We start from the raw sequence: 18,244 nt of genomic DNA, 5'->3' as shown, positions 1-18,244 counted from the left end.
CCTTCAGCTATAGCATCACTTATTTTTATCTTTGAACGGGTATATCCAAAACGGTTCTCTCTCTAACCACTCGACTGTTTCCGGAACACCATCTTCATACTCTCTTTTCAGTTCCGCTACCTTAGTCGCAAATTGTGATGCATGTGCTTGCAATGCGTCCAACTTTTTTGGAACATATTCTTTTACTCCATTTTTAAAACTTGGTGGCCCTATTTCTGCTTCATGATTATTTGAAAAAGCTACAGCATAAAATGTTGGCCTCTTATTTTCCGGAATATTAGCTAACGCCCTGGCTACTGCTTCTCCTGTTGCATTATGATCTGGATGAACTGCATATCCCGGATAAAAAGAAATGACTAACGAAGGATTCAATTCTTCCACACAATTTTGTATTACACTTCTTAATTCTCCAGGAGTTTCAAATTCAAGCGTCTTATCACGATATCCCATCATACGTAAATCTTTAATCCCTAAAATATTAGTTGCGCTCTTTAGTTCTTTCTCTCTTATAGCATATAATGATTCACGTGTTGCAAAAGGAGGGTTTCCCATCGCTCTCCCCATTTCGCCAAGCGTTAAACAAACATACGTAAGAGGAACATTCTGCTGAGCATAAGCTAAAATTGTTCCAGCCACGCAATATGATTCATCATCTGGATGCGGAAAAACAATTAAAACGTGGCGCTCATTTTTTATCAAAGTACTACTCCTCCATCATACACAATATGAATGTGTTCCTTTAAAAAGTTATTAAATCACTACCGCATACCACGTTACCCCAACAAGTAGAACGAAAAGAAGGATAATATAGATAGTCGATAAGTTTTTCACATTTCTCTTTGTAGACTTGCCGTAATTCTCCTCCACATTTCGTGCAACTAGTACGGTCCCAAACAGCGATACAATTACAATAATAACTACTAGTGAAATTGCAAAACTCATTGTATTTTCACCTCTCTAAGGCTAGTCTATTTTAATTAAGAACTTCAATAAAAAACTTCCTCTTTAAAGCATCAAAAAAATACTACCTTTCTTCTCTTATCATAATGGATGTTTGTAAAAAACGGACCAACCACTTTTATGTTTTTTTGCTCATCCACTTTAAAATAAAAAGCAACTAATCACCTAGATCAGTCGCTTTTTCAAAAGGTTATTTGTATTCATTTTTCACTTGAAATGAATTCGATTTAAAAGTTTCGTCTTTTCATAATGAAACATTGATTGCGATAGCTCGAAAATTGTTCCATTTACAAGAAAAACTGTCTTTTCAATTAAGAAGCGACGTATTTCACCGCTTCTTACTATGACCATATTTACTATTTTACAAGTGACTTATTCGCTCTTATAACTTCTTGATAAAGTAATGGTGACCATTTTTCATTTATATAATCTTGTATTATCCAGCCCACTCTCGTAGGATTCTTTTGCTTCATATAATTTGCAATTTCAGGATTTATGTAGGACGCATAATAATATGGACTATTCCATGCTGTACCACCAGAAGACAAGCTTGTAAAATTAATATATAGATGATTAACATCTTCACTATTGTTAATCGTTTCATTTAATGTATCTTTAATAGCGTTTACTTTCTCATCATAACTCACTTTATATTTATCTTGTACTGTGACATTTACATTTTGATTTATAGTTGAGGTAAACGTCTCATTGTCTGGCCAATAGGAATTATTATATCCCCCAGATTCATTACTACCACTATATCGTTTTAGTAATACAATTTTCCCACGAGCATCTCCAAGCTTTATATTCCCTTCTGTTTTTAAAAAGATTGGATCACGAAAATAATTTTTCTCAAACGTACTACTAAATGAGCTTTCCGCCCCTTTCATATCCTCATACTCTTTTTTTAAAGACATAATAATCGTTTCACTTGGATTATCTTTTAAAAATTGTTTCGCTTCGTTTATAAATTCGTGCAGTGTTACATAAAGATATAATGGCCCATGATGAAGAACTATCGTATTATCATCTGTTAAACGCCCTCTTATATCAAAAATTCTAGCTCCATGATCCATTTGATAACGAAAATCATATTCTTGCGTCATTCCCCACACTTGCTTTATCGGATTTTGCAACTTGAACGTTCCACTATCATGTGTTCCTGGAATTGAAATTCGTGCTAACGGTATGTCATCATTTATAGGTTTCATCCATCTAGACCAATTTTCAAGCTCATTAATAGAGCTAGCTGCAACGGTTTTCTTATCATTGAAAGCAAATACAAAGGCGCTAAGTACCATACTACATATGAATAACTTCAAAATAAACTTCTTATTGTTCATTATTATTCCTCCCTTTTCTGTTTCACATCAAACTTATTGAATATAATATAATCTGGTGAGTAAAAAATAAATGACATTTCATAAATATGAAATATTGCATAGAAGTAACGTTTAACTAATCGGACGAATACGAGGTGGAATTCTTACTGCCGACAAATTGCGAGATAAAGTAAAAAAACATTCACGTATCCTGAATTAAAATAATCGAAAGGAACTTCATCTGAAGTTCCTTTCGATTATTTTATATTTAATACATATGAACCATCTTTATTCTCATACTTATAGACATATAAATAATATTTACCTGGCTTTGCATTATAGGTTCCTTTAACTACATTTCCTTCATTTTCACCATATGCTACATAGTTATTTACATCCGATTCATGATGAAGTACCCATGTCATTCCAATATTTTTTTCATTTAGTAGAGAGATATTAATAGTTTCTGGCGAGTCAATTTGGAAAGTAAATACATCTACGTTATCACGATTATGTAGTGTCCCTTTCATTGGTGTATGAAAGTTAATTTTATTTGCCTGTTTAGGTTCATTATTTGGTTCATTTTCTGTTACTTGTAACTCATTCCCACCGTTTAGTTCTCTTCGTTCATACCCTAAATTTACTAGGATAGACTTCAAATCCGGTAAAACACCAATTTTATCTGAATATGGATCTTTAGACTTCGTTCCAGTGTTATGGTTACTTAATATCGTTCTCAATTCACTTGGTCTATATGGTTGTCCTACATTTTCTTTAGCAATACTTTGTACTAAAGTCGCTGCTCCAGCAATAATAGGCGAAGCACTAGACGTGCCACTAAAGCTGGATGTATAAAGATTTACAGCACTTCTACTTTGCTCAGCTGTAGTTGTATCTACGTTTTCTCCCCAGCCATACACATCAATACGGCTTCCATAATTCGAAAACCACATACGTTCATGAGGGAAAGATGAAGAACCCGCTCCTACCATAATTGCACCCGAATCTTTAAAATCTTTACTATTACGATTTAAAACTTGTTTACCATTTCTATCTTTAAATTGATCTAAATCATTCCAACCATTTGCTCCAGCCTCTATAATTACAACACCCTTATCTGTACCCGCACGAATTGCATCAAAGATATCTGGTTGTACTTCAACAGGTAAATATTTATCACCATATCCATCAAAAGAAGCTTGTGCCTCTAATAATAAAACATCCCCAGCTTCTAAATGATTTACAGCACTTAATATTGCATCAGCTGTATTATACTGTCCGTTATCTCTTATTTGAGAAATCACTTTTGCTTTCGCTTTTGGTGCAATCCCAATATTCCCTACTTCATTATCTTCAGATGATACAATTCCTAGTACAGACGTCCCATGACCGACATGTTGATCTATATTTCTTCCAGACATCAATTCAATATTTCGATGTACTAAATCCTCATGATTTAATAACCAACCATATTCCATATCAACAAAGGTTACATCATTTCCATTACCGCCTTGAACGCCCCAGGCGAAGGGTGCATTAATACCGTATGGTGCTGCTTCAAGATAACCTTGTTTATTAAATCTAGGATTATTATTAGGAGTAAGAGATACACTTAATTGTTTCACTTCAGGCGGTATTATTTTTTCTTGTTTCTTCATATACATATCTTCTATTAAAGAAGATGCTTTTAACTTATCTACTAGTGTTTCTTCACGCCCATCATTTTTGGTTTGAAGAATATAGTAGTTTAATAGGCTTGTAGATACATTATTAGGTGCTTTCACTTCAAGATTTTGTATTTCTTCCGGACTTACAGATGTGAATAGACGAGTAAATGTTACGTCTGAATATTCCGCCAAAAAATCTTCTAATACTTTATCGTTCGTTTCAGATTGTATCTGTTTTTCAATACCATCTTCATATGGTAATTTCAAATCTGCACTGAATTTTACAATGATTTGTTTATCTGTTTCTTGTTCTATCCCTAATTTACTCTGCTGTTCTATAGAATCAGCAGTTACAATATTAACACTGTCCCCTATTCCTAAAAATGTTGAGACGATCACAGCTGAAACACCTACTCTTTGAAACATTTTCATTACATAAATCCTCCTAATTCATAATAATTAATAATCATTATATTAATCTATAATGATTTTATTTCTATAACATATTACCTTTCTACTAAATAGATTATAGTAAGCAGCAATATGAACTTCAATGTATTTTCATATGCAATATTTCATATTTGAATCCTATATGGATGTAAATAAAAAACTTATAATGATTATTTATTTTATATGTGCTAATATACTTACATTAAAATATTTATATTCCCATATTCTGAATTACATTATGCAACAGTTATACCTTACTTTATTAGGAGGATTTACAATGAAATTATTAAAACTAAAACATATAATTCCTTTATCTGCAGTAGCACTTACATTCGTATGTAATCAAAGTACAGCTGAAGCTTCCACCATTCATACAGTAAAAAAGAATGATACACTTTGGGGCATTAGTAAACAATATGGAGTTTCCATACAAGCCATTAAACAAGCGAATAATAAAGGAAACGATCAAGCTTTTATTGGAGAACAGTTACATATTCCAGGATCTATGAAATCAAATGAGGTTACAGTTCATCAAAACGAAAAAACTACGAACACTTCTGGACAAATTATTTACCAAGTACAACCGGGAGATTCATTAGAAACGATAGCAAAGCGCTACAACGTAACCGTTCAATCTATAAAACAAATTAACAACACAATCGGTAACAAACTTTATACAGGGCAACATTTGAAAATTAATTCCAGTATTTCCGAAAAAGAAAAAGACTTAATGGCACGCTTAGTTACCGCTGAAGCTGGTGGCGAATCATATAAAGGAAAAGTAGCTGTAGCAAAAGTTATCCTAAATCGAGTAAATGCAAAAGGGTTTCCAAATACAATAACAGGCGTTATTTATGAACCTATTAAATACGGATATGCATTTACTCCTGTTACAGATGGAAGAATTAATCAGCCTGCAAGCGCTGAAGCAAAAATGGCTGTAGAAGAGGCTATCTCCACAAAGGGAATACATTCTGATTGGCTTTATTTCTACAACCCAAAAACATCAACAGACAAATGGATTACGACACGTCAAACAGTAGCAGTAATCGGTAACCATGCCTTCGCTAAATAAAACTATACTTCCCTTCTAATTTATGCACTTAACAACTTTTTCAAATGATGAACAGACCTTTTTACTGAAAAGGTCCGTTCTTTTTATATGTAGACTTTTATGAATCATATGAAAAAGTGATTATTTAAAACGATATCTCCGTTCAAATAAAAACATTTATACTTCATCCACCACTTAGAGAAATTGAAAAAGTATAAAGTTCAAAAACTTTTTCTTTATTCATAAAAGCTATTTCTTAACTTCATAAAAGTGTTATACACTAGGAAAATAGTAAACAAACTATTCGTTAGCAGGTGAAAGAATATGTATGATGTTACAATTATCGGCGCTGGAGTAAGTAGCATTTTTATGGCTTATTCATTAGCCAAAAGTAACAAAAACATTTTAATTCTTGATAAAGGTAAACCGCTAGAACATCGAAATTGTCCTTTAGATCAAGGAAAAACGTGTGACTGTAACATATGTGATAAATATTTCGGTTTTGGTGGCTTAGGAAAGTCTGAAGGAAAATTTAATTATACAAATGGATTTGGAGGAGAACTCGAACAAAAAGTAGGTAAAGAAGGTTTTATGCAACTCATGGCTGAAGTAGATGAAATTCTATGTCAGTTTGGTGGAAATTCAGTTTCAAAATATTCTACAGAAAATGTAAATCTCACTAAGAAAGCTGCAACTTGTGGTTTACAAATGTTAACAACAGAAGTAAGGCATCTTGGTACTACAATTTCCAGTACCATTTTTCAGCAACTCTATGAATTTTTACTTACGAAAATAAATATCCAATTTCATATAGATGTAGAGCATATTATGAAACAGAAAGATCATTTTAATATAACTACAAATCAAGGAACAGTTCAATCTAAGCAACTCGTATTTGCAACGGGGCGCTCTGGGGCAGATTGGTTAAAAGAAATGTGCACTTCTCTAAATATTTCTCAGGAACAAACACGTGTAGACTTAGGGATTAGAGTAGAAATGAAAGAACATCAATTACGTTCTATATTAAAAGATACTTTTGAAACGAAACTTTCTTATCAAGGTGAAAATTTCACAGCAACTACTTACTGTATGAATCCAAAAGGACGCATTATTCGAAAGTACGAAGAAGGTTTAGTTATGCCTGACGGTCAAAATTTTCGAGAGCAAGGAACTGGCACTCCTAACTTAAATTTCACTTTGTTTATCCCGCGCTATTTCCCAACTCTTAAAGACGCCAATATATATGCAAACTCAATTATTAAAGGCATTAATCAAGGACGAGATCGGATTGTTATACAGCGCTTAGAGGACTTATTAAAGAAACAACCTACAATGGAAAAAGATATGAAACATAATCGTATACAACCTACACTACACGGAGATTATGGAGATTTGCATAAAGAAATTCCTCCATTATATATTGACGGACTCAAAGAATTTTTATTACGCTTAGAACATTTTATCCAAGAACCTATCGATAAAGATACTTTATTATATGGAATAGATGGAAAGTTCTATGCCCCTACGATAAAAATCAATAACCATTTTGAAACAAGTATGAATGGGCTATTTTTAGTTGGAGATTGTTCAGGTGTTACTCATTCATTATCTCAAGCAGCTGCAAGTGGTCTATATGTTGGAAAATATTTATCTGATATGTGAACTCTTTCATTACACTACTAGTCAAACGTTTTACGTTTCACCACCACTTTACTTAATGAAATGATTATCCTACAAAGAAGCATGATTTTACAGAATATATGAAAAACTACATTCTATGTAGTTTTTCATATAACCGTTTACTTTAAACTCACCTTTTATTCAAATTCCAACTCATTGAATGTCAATAGTTTAAAAAGCGTCTATTCCTTTTCACTTTCATTTGTTCGATATTTTGTAACATCATCATAGTGTTTAATATGTTAGGATGTCTATAAGTCACTTTCACTACAAATATGACTTTTTCTGCTTCGCATTTAAATTCCCCATTGTATGTATAGGAACACTGCAAATTATTACCATTAGAAAACATCATTTAAATGGTTCACCCTACTATAATAGTTATAAAAATATAACATATAACCTTAGTTAAATAAATTTTATAAAGAAGGTGTAAAAATGAAGAATAAAATAAATTTACAAATGCAAAATATAAGCTTTGTTATCATAATTGCTTTAGCAGTATGGTTAAAAACATATCTTATTACGCGATTCAGTTTTGATTTAAAAATTGAGTCTTCTACACAAGAGCTTATTTTGTTTATTAGTCCTCTCGCTGCATCGTTAGCATTTGTTGGATTAGCATTATTTGCAACTGGTGAAAAGCGCAATTATATAGCGCTATGTATTAATTTCTTATTAACGATCGTACTTGTCGGAAATGTAATGTTCTATGATTTTTATAGTGATTTCGTTACGTTACCAGTACTCGGACAAACATCAAACTTTGGCCAATTAGGCGGTAGTATTATAGAAATATTGAACTACAAAATTATACTCGCATTCGTAGACATTATTTTCTTCTTTATTTTATTAAAAAAGAAGACATTGGTCTTTAAAACAGAACGTGTAGCACATTCTACACGCTTACTATATTTCGTCTTAACAATTGCTGTATTTTCTGCAAATCTGCATCTTGCAGAAAAAGAACGCCCTGAATTATTAACGAGATCCTTCGACCGAGTAATGCTTGTCAAAAATTTAGGACTATACACTCACCAAATATATGATTTAACGCTGCAAGTAAAAGCAGGATCACAAAAGGCACTTGCTGATAGTAGTAAATTACAAGAAACTGAAAACTACGTAAAAGCAACCCAAAGTGAACCAAATCCTAATATGTTTGGCGCAGCGAAAGGAAAAAATGTAATTGTCGTTACTCTTGAATCCTTGCAAACCTTTTTAATAGGAGCATCCGTCAATGGTCAAGAAGTTACACCTTTCTTGAATGAATTCATAAATGAAAGCTATTACTTTGATAACTTTTTCCACCAAACTGGACAAGGAAAAACATCCGATTCTGAATTTCTAATAGATACATCGTTGTATCCATTAAACCGTGGAGCTGTATTCTTCACACACGGAAACAATGATTATACTGCAACTCCAGAAATTTTACGTGAACAAGGTTATTTCACTTCTGTATTCCATGCGAATAACGCAACATTTTGGAATCGTAACATTATGTACTCAGCTCTTGGTTATGATCGTTACTATAATGAACTTGATTACAAAATCACGCCCGAAACAAATTTAAATTGGGGATTAAAAGATATAGAATACTTTGATCAATCAGTAGATATATTAAAAACGATTGATCAACCATTTTACGCTCGTTTCCTTACTTTAACAAACCATTATCCATTTACGTATGATGAAGACACAAAATTCATTGAACCATATAACTCTGGTAATGGCGTATTTGATCGTTACATCGTAACATCACGTTACTTAGACGAATCCATTAAAAATTTTATTGAGCGTTTAAAGGCCGAGGGGCTTTATGATGATTCTATTATTGTATTATACGGTGATCATTATGGCATTTCTGAAAAACATAACCGCGCAATGGCGCAGTTTTTAGAAAAAGATCAAATTACAGAATTTGATACTTTACATTTACAACGTACACCTTTATATATTCATATCCCTGGACAAACAAAAGGTCAAACGATTTCAAAGCCTACTGGACAAATTGATGTGAAACCTACTATTCTAAATTTATTAGGGATTGATACTACGAACGATATCCGTTTTGGTCACGATATGTTTTCAGATGAATATACGGGATTTGTTGTTTTACGTGATGGTAGCTTCGTTACAGACAAATATGCATACAAAAACAACACTTTTTATGACCGGATAACAGGTGAAATTGTAGATTTACCAAAAAAAGAAGCTCAAGCACTCATTAACCGTGCACAAAATGAATTACGTATGTCTGACAAAATTATTGAAGGCGATTTATTACGTTTCTCAGAAAGTAATAAAATTAAAACTGGCGAAGTAAAAACTAAAATTAAAGAAACTGAAAAATAATCTATATATGCGAAGGGAGCAACTCATTACGGTTGCTCCCTTTTTCCCTTCTTATAACAACGGATATAAACAAAAAAACAACTCCAAAATCCACTTTTGGAGTTGTTTTACGTTTATTCTATGCTTGTTTCTAAATTTAAATCTGTATAGGCATTATACTCACCTATATTTAAGATTACTTCACATTGACGTAATCTCAATTCAAAGAGCATTATAGAATCATGATACACTTCAGGATTTGATTTCATTTTATGTAATATCTCTTGTTTTTCTTGTATTTCTAACTGCGTATTTTCTACAGCTTGTTTCAAGGAGTTAAATGGATTTCTAAAGAACATATTAATATCCCGCTCTTGTGTATTTTCAAACAGCTCAAATTGCAAGAAAAATTTCTTCATAATAGAAGCCGTTACTTCTGTATAATCTTCATTTTCTATATACTGTTTATATTTGTTATATAGCATAGATCTATTCTTTGGAAGAACCCCAAATAATTTACCGGCACTTTTCAGTAAAAATTGCGCTGGCGTAAATCGGCGTAAAATATTTACTTCTTCCATTTGTATTCTAGTCGTCATTCTATCAGTATCTCTGCGCCAGTCATCAAGCACTTTAAAGTCACATTCTAATTGTATTCGATTTTCTCCAAATAAAGAATTAAGTCCTTCACTGAGTTCTTCTAAGTGCGATTGACTTTGAAGTAACTCATTATTAGAAGTTTCAATCCAATTTTGCATAGAACGAGCAAAGTTAGGTAATACAGTTTGTTCTAAATATTTGTGTACTCTTTTGTTCATTGCTGTATTTAGTTCCATTTCAATGTTTCCAAAATCGCTTTCTTCACTGATTAAATCAGAACAACTCTGCAGTAGCTTCGGAATATGTTCAGTAAGATCATTCGTAATTTCTGTTTTCATTGTACGATACGATTGTGTAATGATATGAATTTTTTCCCTCTCAAAAGCAGTAAGGTTATTAATACTACCATTTAATTTAACTAACATATCTTCATTCCAATTCATAGCATCCACTAGATTGTTTTCCTTCTCAACGCGTTTATCTAAAAGGTATGTAATTGTTTTTCGAATGAAAAACAATAGCTTTTCAGTACGATCTGCATCGATATTTTTATAGTTAAAGTTAAAACGAATAAACTCAGTTAAATCATTTAGTTGTTGATTACTTGTATATAACGAAGAGTAAGGGAAAAGTCTCGCTTGCGGGAAATACGCGTTTATTCTCACTTGCGTATCATGTAAAACTCTTTTTACTTCTGCTTCACTGTAAATGTTATCGATTTTATTTAATAAGAAATGAATTTGTAGATTTGGTGTATGTTCTTGAATACTTAATAGAATGTCACGTTCTTTGTCAGTAAAAGGTGAATCCGCATTCAATACGAACAATAATTCGTCCACAGAATTCAGATATTCAAATATCTCATCTCTAGTATCGTTATTTCTATTAAAGCCAGGTGTAACTACAAATGTAAGTTTATTTTTACTTAAAAATTTGCATGGTAGTTTAAATTCAACACACGCTCTATCTCTATACGTTTGGTGGTGTAAAGACATCATATCATGGTAATCAGAGAAATTCTCAGTTGTTGTAATTGCTGAGTCTGTTATAGCGTTAATTTCTGTATGAGCATCATTTTTTAAAACCACTACATTTGAAATTGAGTTTTCTAATATATTTTCTCCTACTATAGAGTTAATAAATGCAGTTTTTCCATTTCCTGAAGTGCCCGTTACTAAAATACGATTTGTTCTTAAATCTGCAAGTTCGCTAACTAACCATCTAAATCGGTGACCCATTTCTATATCATGCTTTTGTGCCCACTGTGTAATAGATTCAAAAAGATGTAAACCATACTCTAAGCCATCCACATGATTAATAGAATACAACAGTAGGTTTTCTGCATTTTTTATATTTGCTGCATCTATTTTGGAAGGGAAAATCTCATCCCATGCCAATACAGCTGCTGATGGAAATACAGCATAAGAAGAATTGACTACCTTTAACCAATTTGTTAACAGATTTGGAATGATATCATGTAATTGTCTAAGCGTATATTGGCCTTGAATTAATTCAAAATACGTTTCTTCGTAAAGAGAAGAAATTTTGTCCCATATATCGGACGGATGTATTTCGATATGTAAGAAAAACTCATTTATTGTGTTAAGCCATAATAAGTAATTTTGTTCATTTTTATAACTGTTCCAAAGTGATGATACAATTTGTGTAAATTGCACTTGATCTACATGATTTAATGTAACTAATACTTCATGAAAATAGTCTGGTGAAATATTTTTAGTAAATCCTTTATCGATATACCCTTTTAGCACCTCAAACCAAGGATAAGATTCTGTTCGAACCAGCTCATTCACAGCAAGCTCTACTGCACTATCAAAATCTTGCTGTTCTTCATAAAAAGAACGGGCAATTTTGGTGACATTCGGATAATTGGGATTTAAAGAAACCGCCTCTTTAATTACAGCGAAAGCTGAGTCAAAATTATTTTGCTCGATGTGAAGAGAAAGTAATTGCAGTCCAATTTCAGTCATCAATATTTTGTTATCAGTAGTAATGGAAGTATAAACCTCTTCAGCAACTGATAGTCGGTTTAGTTCAAAGTAAGCATCCGCAATGTTTTTTTGTGCCCATGGTGCTAGTTCGTTGCCAACTTTCTCCCATTTGAAAATAGCTGATTCAAAATCTTGATGGTGATAATAAAATTCACCTTGTGCAAAACGAATATAAGACCCATCGGAAATTTCATGTTTTTCTTCGTTTACATAAACTTCCCCAAGTACGTCAAGAGGTGGTTTTGTTTCATTCTCCATTAGGAATGTTTCATAATACATCTTTTTTATTAATTGTTTTTCTATTCTCATCTTTTCCCCCACTATATCTTGAAAACACACTTTTAAGATATGTCAATACTTTTTTTATGTATGCTTTTTATCTTAACAAAGAATTTCTTTTGGAAAATTTCATTTTCCTTTCATTTTTCAAGTAAGATTGAATTTTTATGAGAAAAGTTTCAGTTCTTTTTCAATTCGCTTTCAGTTGTGAAACAACATTAAGTGTTCCTAATAACCTAATAACACTATAATATTCCGCATTATATTATCAGGAAAACTATATATATTACATTATAAAAACAATCTATAACGAATATATATGCATTGTTTGTTTCACCGATAAATAAAAAAACTCACCACATAATGGTTATTAGATAGACCAATATGCTACGTCCTTTCAGAATTTCAAACACACCACGATAACTTAAACAACAATAATAGTGAACGGCTATCATTACAATACCTCTCTCAAATTGTTTTCCTTTAAAATATTTCAGTAGTTATGTAATTAAATTGTTCTAACCTATATAAATAACTAGTCCAAAAAAACTCTATATGCATATCATGTTATAGTAAAGAATTCAGGAAATCCTAAAAAGGAGGCATTTTCATGTTTGAAGATAAATCTAAAATAAATTACCCATATGAATTTACTGAAACTACAACAGTCCCTCTAAAGAACCCCATTGATAAAAAATTCAAGAACGGCACAGGTACACATAACTTCCCAATTAAAAAGCATTATAAAGAGCAGGTTTTATATACTGAAAAAATTAATAATAATAATAAAAACAAATAATCCTATAAATCCTTATAACAATTAACCAAATAAGAATCAATATTTGGCCATGCATAGTTATATGTTTAATAATGTAGAAATCTTTATTATACAATTTACGTACCTTTAAAAAGTGCTGATATACGGCGCTTTTTTATACATAGATAAATTAAAGCTTACTTAGTCTAGAAATAAACTGTAAAATCAATCCACCTTATTTTCGTTTAACAATTAACTCTACATATTAAAAGGGAGCAACATTTACTGTTGCTCCCTTTTAATATCTAATTTTAGTATCCCTACATAACCCTCTTAAACATCTTCTCCAACTCATAAGTAGAATGATGTACAAGAATCGGTCTCCCGTGCGGGCATGTGTATGGATTTGTTGTTGTACGAAGTTCTTCAAGTAAAGCAAATATTTGATCGTTCGTTAAATATTGATTTGCCTTGATAGATGCTTTACAGCTCATCATAATGGCTGCTTCTTCACGCAACTTTTTAATATCAACTTTTTTTAGTTTGACAACTTGCTCCATCATCTCATCAATGATTTCTGTTTCTTGTCCTTTCGGGAACCACGTTGGATGCGAGCGAACAATAAAAGATTGATGGCCGAATTGTTCCAAAAATAGGCCGACTTTTTTAAGTTCTTCTAGTTGCTCTTCGACACGTAAAAATTCAGTAAGAGATAGGTCAATACGGTACGGTACAAGTAGTTCTTGTACTTCTTGCGCTACTCGTCCTACTTTATCACGGAAGTACTCATAATTAATACGTTCCTGTGCGGCATGTTGATCAATCATATATAACCCATTATCATTTTGAGCGAAAATATATGTTCCGTGCATTTGTCCAATTGGATAAAGCGGTGGTAAATCGTTACCGTTCATTTCAATCTCTTTTATTTCCCCGACCTCTTCTTCCAATTCCTCTAATTCAAAGTCGTCATCGTTACTGTTCCACGATTTCTCTTCTCGAATCGGTTCTTCGATTATCGGTTTAGAGGATGGCTGCCAACTTTGCTCTTCTCTTACGAGCGACTGTGGTGGTTGCCATTCTCGCTTCGCCGGTTGCCAAAGCTGCGCTGGTTGTTTCACAGTTGTTCGTTCTTCTTGTTTTTCATCCATGTCAGTCGGTAAAACGATGTTTGGCATCTGTGGTTCTTTCGGCTTTGTATGCTCAAACTGGAACTGTTCTTGCACACTTTCGTCTTTTTCTTTTTTCTTCGTTGTTACGCCTGCATCTGGAATGAGCTGTATTTTTTTAAATGCTGCTTGCAATGTTTCTTCGATAAGCTTTAGCAATTCTTGTTCTTTACTAAATCGAACTTCTAATTTTGCTGGATGTACGTTAACATCAACAAGCATTGGGTCCATTTCAATCGATAAGAAGCCGATTGGATATCGTCCAACTGGCAGTAATGTATGGTATCCTTGCTGAACTGCTTTCATTAATACGAAATTTCGCACGTAACGGCCATTTACGATCGTTGACATATAGTTACGAGACGCTCGCGTTACTTCTGGTAATGTTACATACCCTTTAATTGTGAAATCTAAAGATTCAGCTTCAATTGGAATAAGCTTTTTGGCAACTTGAATGCTATAAATTGATGCAAGTACTTGCCTTACATCACCATTTCCGGATGTATGAAGCAATTTCTTTTCATTATGAAACAGTTTTAACGATACTTCTGGATGTGACATTGCAATACGATACACGATATCTGTAATATTCCCAAGCTCTGTATGAATTGTTTTCATATATTTAAGACGCGCTGGTGTATTAAAGAATAAGTTTTGTACTGTAATATCCGTTCCTTTTCGGCTCGCTGTTTTTTCTTGTTTTATAATGTCTCCACCTTTAATGATAAGGTGGGTACCCGGCGCATCACCTGTGCTAGTGATTAATTCCAATTCACTAACTGAGGCAATACTTGGCAATGCCTCACCGCGGAATCCGAGCGTTCTTATACGGAACAGATCGTTTTCATCTTTAATTTTGCTCGTTGCGTGGCGTTCAAATGCAACGATACAATCTTCTTCGGCAATGCCATCTCCATTATCAATGATGCGAATTTTTGATAAACCAGCTTCTTCTAAGTGGATTTCAATAGATGTACTATTCGCATCGATAGAATTTTCCACAAGTTCTTTTACGACTGAGGCAGGGCGCTCTACTACTTCCCCTGCCGCAATTAAGTTAGAGAGTTGATCATCGAGTTTGCGAATTTTTCCCATCTACTTACTCATCCTTTCTTTAACTTTTTCTGTAAGCGATACAGTTCGTTCATCGCTTCTAAAGGCGTCATATCTAGTAAATCAATTTTTTTAATTTGTGCAAGTACTGCGCTTTCTTTTTGATCAAGCACAGGCTTGTCTTGTTTTTTTGAAGATTGGTCTCCTCCAAAGAAAGATAGTTGTGACTCTTCTTCAGTCTCTTCTTTCTTTTCTTGTATTTCTGCCGGTTCTTCTTTTACAACTACAGGTTCTGGAACAACTTCTTGCACCTTTACTTCTACACGCTTTGGAATAATAATTTCTTCTTGTCCTTCTAGTTGCGCTAACACTTCTTTTGCACGAGCGATTAAGCTATCTGGAAGCTCAGCAAGTTGCGCAACGTGAATTCCGTAACTTTTATCGGCTGCTCCATCTTGAATTTTATGAAGGAAGACTACTTTTCCATTCTCTTCAATAGCTGAAACATGTACATTTTTCAGTTGATCTAAACTTTCTTCTAGCACCGTTAATTCATGATAATGCGTAGAGAATAATGTTTTTGCACCAATTTGGTCATGAATATGTTCAATGATTGCTTGTGCAAGCGCCATACCATCATACGTTGATGTACCGCGTCCAATTTCATCAAATAAAATTAAACTTCTTTCTGACGCATTTGCAATCGCATTTTTCGCTTCTAACATTTCAACCATAAATGTACTTTGACCTGAAATTAAATCATCCGCTGCACCAATTCTCGTAAAGATTTGATCGAATACAGGTAATACCGCTTCTGTCGCTGGTACGAAACAACCAATTTGTGACATAACAGTAACAAGTGCTAATTGTCTCATATACGTACTTTTACCAGACATGTTCGGTCCTGTAATTAAAAAGACATCCATCTTCTCTGGCATAATACAATCATTTGGTACATACAATTTCCCGTTCAATACTTTTTCAACGACAGGATGGCGACCATCTTTAATAAAGATTTCACGCTTCGTTGTTAGCACGGGTTTTACAAACTGCTCTTCTTCACTTACAGTCGCAAAGCTTTGTAGTACATCTAATTCACTAATTACTTTCGCTAAATGTTGTAATTTCGGAATGAATACTTTTACTTCTTCACGAAGTGCTGTAAATAAATCATATTCCAGTTGTACAATTTTCTCTTCTGCTTCTAAAATTAACGTTTCTTTTTCTTTCAGTTCATCTGTAATGAAACGCTCAGCATTAGCAAGCGTCTGTTTTCGCTCATAGCGCCCTTCTGGAAGCGCTGCAAGATTCGCCTTCGTCACTTCAATGTAGTAGCCGAAAATACGGTTGTATCCAATTTTTAATGATTTAACCCCTGTAATATCACGCTCTCGTTTTTCAAGCTCCGCGATCCACGTTTTCCCATTTTTGCTCACGTAACGATATTGATCAAGCTTGTCATTATAACCGTCTTTAATAATATCTCCATCTTTAATAGAAAGTGGTGGGTTTTCCTGAATACTTCTTCCTAGTAATTCAGTTAAGCTCTCACATGGATCCGCACCTTGAATTAACCTTGCTGCATAAGCATTATCTAAAAGACTAATCGCTTCTAAAATAGCTGGTACTTGAAGTAAAGAACGTCTTAACTGTAATAAGTCCCGTGCATTTACATTACCAAATGCAACTTTCCCTGCTAAACGCTCTAAATCATATACTTCTTTTAGCTTTTCTTTTAAATCTTCACGTAAGAAGTAATCATTTACAAATGTTTCTACCATTTCTAAACGTTCTTCCACTTTCTCTTTCTGAATAAGCGGACGTTCCATCCACTGTTTTAACATACGGCCACCCATAGCTGTTTTCGTTTTATCTAATAGCCATAATAGTGAGCCTGTTTTTTCTTTCGTACGAAGAGTCTCAGTTAACTCTAAATTACGTTTTGAGTGCACATCAATTTTCATAAATTGATTTGTATAATAAATTTCTACTGGTTGCAAATGATCTAATGAACGTTTTTGTGTTCTTATCACATAGTTAAATAAGCGTCCAATCGCTTTAAGTAACTTTGCTTGTGAAACATTTTTCACAAGATGTTCTAACCCTTCCGGAATCGTTGTTGCATCTTCATACGAAATCGTCATTTTTAATGTTTCAGTCAATTTATTTAATTCATCTTTTGAAAATGTAGAATCTACAACAATTTCTTTCGAACCAGTTGCATACACCTCTAATAAAATATCTTCTACTGAACCTGTTAACAACGTCACTGTATTTTGTCCAGTCGTTAAGTCATTACAAGCTAGCGCATAAGATCCATCTTCGAAATGTGTTAATGCTGCTAAAAAGTTATTCTCTTTCTCGTCTATTGTACGCCCTTCCATCATCGTTCCTGGCGTAATTAGTTGTACTACTTCACGACGTACTACACCTTTAGCTGTTTTTGGATCTTCCACTTGCTCACAAACAGCTACTTTATATCCTTTTTCAACAAGTTGTTCAATATAATTTTTAGCTGCATGATGCGGTACACCGCACATCGGTATACGATCACTACTACCACCATCTCGGCTCGTTAATGTAATTTCAAGTTCATGAGCTGCTTTAACCGCATCTTCAAAGAACATTTCATAAAAATCACCTAATCGGAAAAATAAAAAGGCATCTTCATAGTCTGCCTTAACCTTTAAGTATTGCTGTATCATAGGCGTATATTGCGTCATGTCTTTCCTCCATAATTTTTACATAATAATCTATATTCATCCCGCATTAACGGGCAGTAAGATTCCCACCTCAAAAATCGGCTGGAACAAAGAAGTTAGGTGGGAGATCAACTGCCCGTAAAAGCCCGATTGGTTCAACTAATAATCAGTGGGGATGCCCCCCACTGATTATTAGTTGAACTTT

Annotated in this window: 11 protein-coding genes and 2 pseudogenes; 4 read left to right on the top strand and 9 right to left on the bottom strand. The window is 33.4% G+C overall.

The window, feature by feature from the left end:
• Positions 1-15: 15 nt before the first annotated feature.
• The 5 genes and pseudogenes from bshB2 to A6J74_RS25805 form a co-directional block, all read right to left on the bottom strand.
• Positions 16-696, bottom strand: coding sequence for a bacillithiol biosynthesis deacetylase BshB2 (bshB2, locus tag A6J74_RS25825; RefSeq protein ID WP_033657348.1), 681 nt, complete (start codon positions 694-696; stop codon positions 16-18).
• Between the two features lie 54 nt (positions 697-750).
• Positions 751-942 carry a hypothetical protein gene (locus tag A6J74_RS25820; protein ID WP_000006467.1) on the bottom strand — a complete coding sequence of 64 codons (192 nt, stop codon included), beginning with the start codon at positions 940-942 and terminating at the stop codon, positions 751-753.
• A gap of 225 nt (positions 943-1,167) precedes the next feature.
• A pseudogene (locus A6J74_RS25815) lies at positions 1,168-1,278 on the bottom strand (GntR family transcriptional regulator); the annotation flags it as partial.
• Positions 1,279-1,316: 38 nt separating this feature from the next.
• On the bottom strand, positions 1,317-2,303 hold the full coding sequence (locus A6J74_RS25810) for a phosphatidylinositol-specific phospholipase C (protein WP_001060371.1): 987 nt from the start codon (positions 2,301-2,303) through the stop codon (positions 1,317-1,319).
• A gap of 236 nt (positions 2,304-2,539) precedes the next feature.
• Positions 2,540-4,381, bottom strand: coding sequence for a S8 family peptidase (locus A6J74_RS25805; protein WP_000781569.1), 1,842 nt, complete (start codon positions 4,379-4,381; stop codon positions 2,540-2,542).
• A gap of 295 nt (positions 4,382-4,676) precedes the next feature.
• Here A6J74_RS25805 and A6J74_RS25800 point away from each other — a divergent pair, with 295 nt between their 5' ends.
• From A6J74_RS25800 to A6J74_RS25785, 3 genes are all read left to right on the top strand, one after another.
• Entirely contained in the window at positions 4,677-5,474 is a 798-nt protein-coding gene (locus tag A6J74_RS25800; RefSeq protein WP_000771179.1) for a cell wall hydrolase, read from the top strand.
• Positions 5,475-5,777: 303 nt separating this feature from the next.
• Positions 5,778-7,115: an NAD(FAD)-utilizing dehydrogenase gene (locus tag A6J74_RS25795; protein ID WP_000272423.1), complete on the top strand. Its 1,338-nt coding sequence runs from the start codon at positions 5,778-5,780 to the stop codon at positions 7,113-7,115.
• Positions 7,116-7,571: 456 nt separating this feature from the next.
• The gene (locus A6J74_RS25785; RefSeq protein ID WP_000791016.1) at positions 7,572-9,491 is read left to right on the top strand and encodes an LTA synthase family protein; all 1,920 of its coding nucleotides are present in this window, start codon (positions 7,572-7,574) and stop codon (positions 9,489-9,491) included.
• Positions 9,492-9,604: 113 nt separating this feature from the next.
• On the opposite strand, the gene A6J74_RS25780 is transcribed toward A6J74_RS25785, so the two are convergent.
• Both A6J74_RS25780 and A6J74_RS30515 read right to left on the bottom strand, forming a co-directional pair.
• Positions 9,605-12,388, bottom strand: coding sequence for a dynamin family protein (locus A6J74_RS25780; RefSeq protein WP_001217640.1), 2,784 nt, complete (start codon positions 12,386-12,388; stop codon positions 9,605-9,607).
• A 329-nt stretch (positions 12,389-12,717) separates the two neighbouring features.
• Positions 12,718-12,855, bottom strand: a pseudogene (locus A6J74_RS30515) (IS6 family transposase); the annotation flags it as partial.
• Between the two features lie 113 nt (positions 12,856-12,968).
• On the opposite strand from A6J74_RS30515, the gene A6J74_RS25775 reads away from it, so the two are divergent.
• Entirely contained in the window at positions 12,969-13,157 is a 189-nt protein-coding gene (locus A6J74_RS25775) for a hypothetical protein (RefSeq protein WP_000461139.1), read from the top strand.
• Between the two features lie 278 nt (positions 13,158-13,435).
• Here the strand turns inward: A6J74_RS25775 and mutL are convergent, their stop codons facing one another.
• Complete coding sequence (gene mutL / locus A6J74_RS25770) at positions 13,436-15,379, bottom strand: DNA mismatch repair endonuclease MutL (RefSeq protein ID WP_000516451.1); 1,944 nt, start codon at positions 15,377-15,379, stop codon at positions 13,436-13,438.
• Positions 15,380-15,387: 8 nt separating this feature from the next.
• On the bottom strand, positions 15,388-18,060 hold the full coding sequence (gene mutS / locus A6J74_RS25765) for a DNA mismatch repair protein MutS (RefSeq protein ID WP_000195987.1): 2,673 nt from the start codon (positions 18,058-18,060) through the stop codon (positions 15,388-15,390).
• Between the last annotated feature and the right edge of the window lie 184 nt (positions 18,061-18,244).

Origin of the sequence: Bacillus sp. FDAARGOS_235 (assembly GCF_002073415.2) — a bacterium.
Taxonomy (GTDB): domain Bacteria; phylum Bacillota; class Bacilli; order Bacillales; family Bacillaceae_G; genus Bacillus_A; species Bacillus_A toyonensis.
This window is presented reverse-complemented; position numbering and strand designations above follow the sequence as displayed.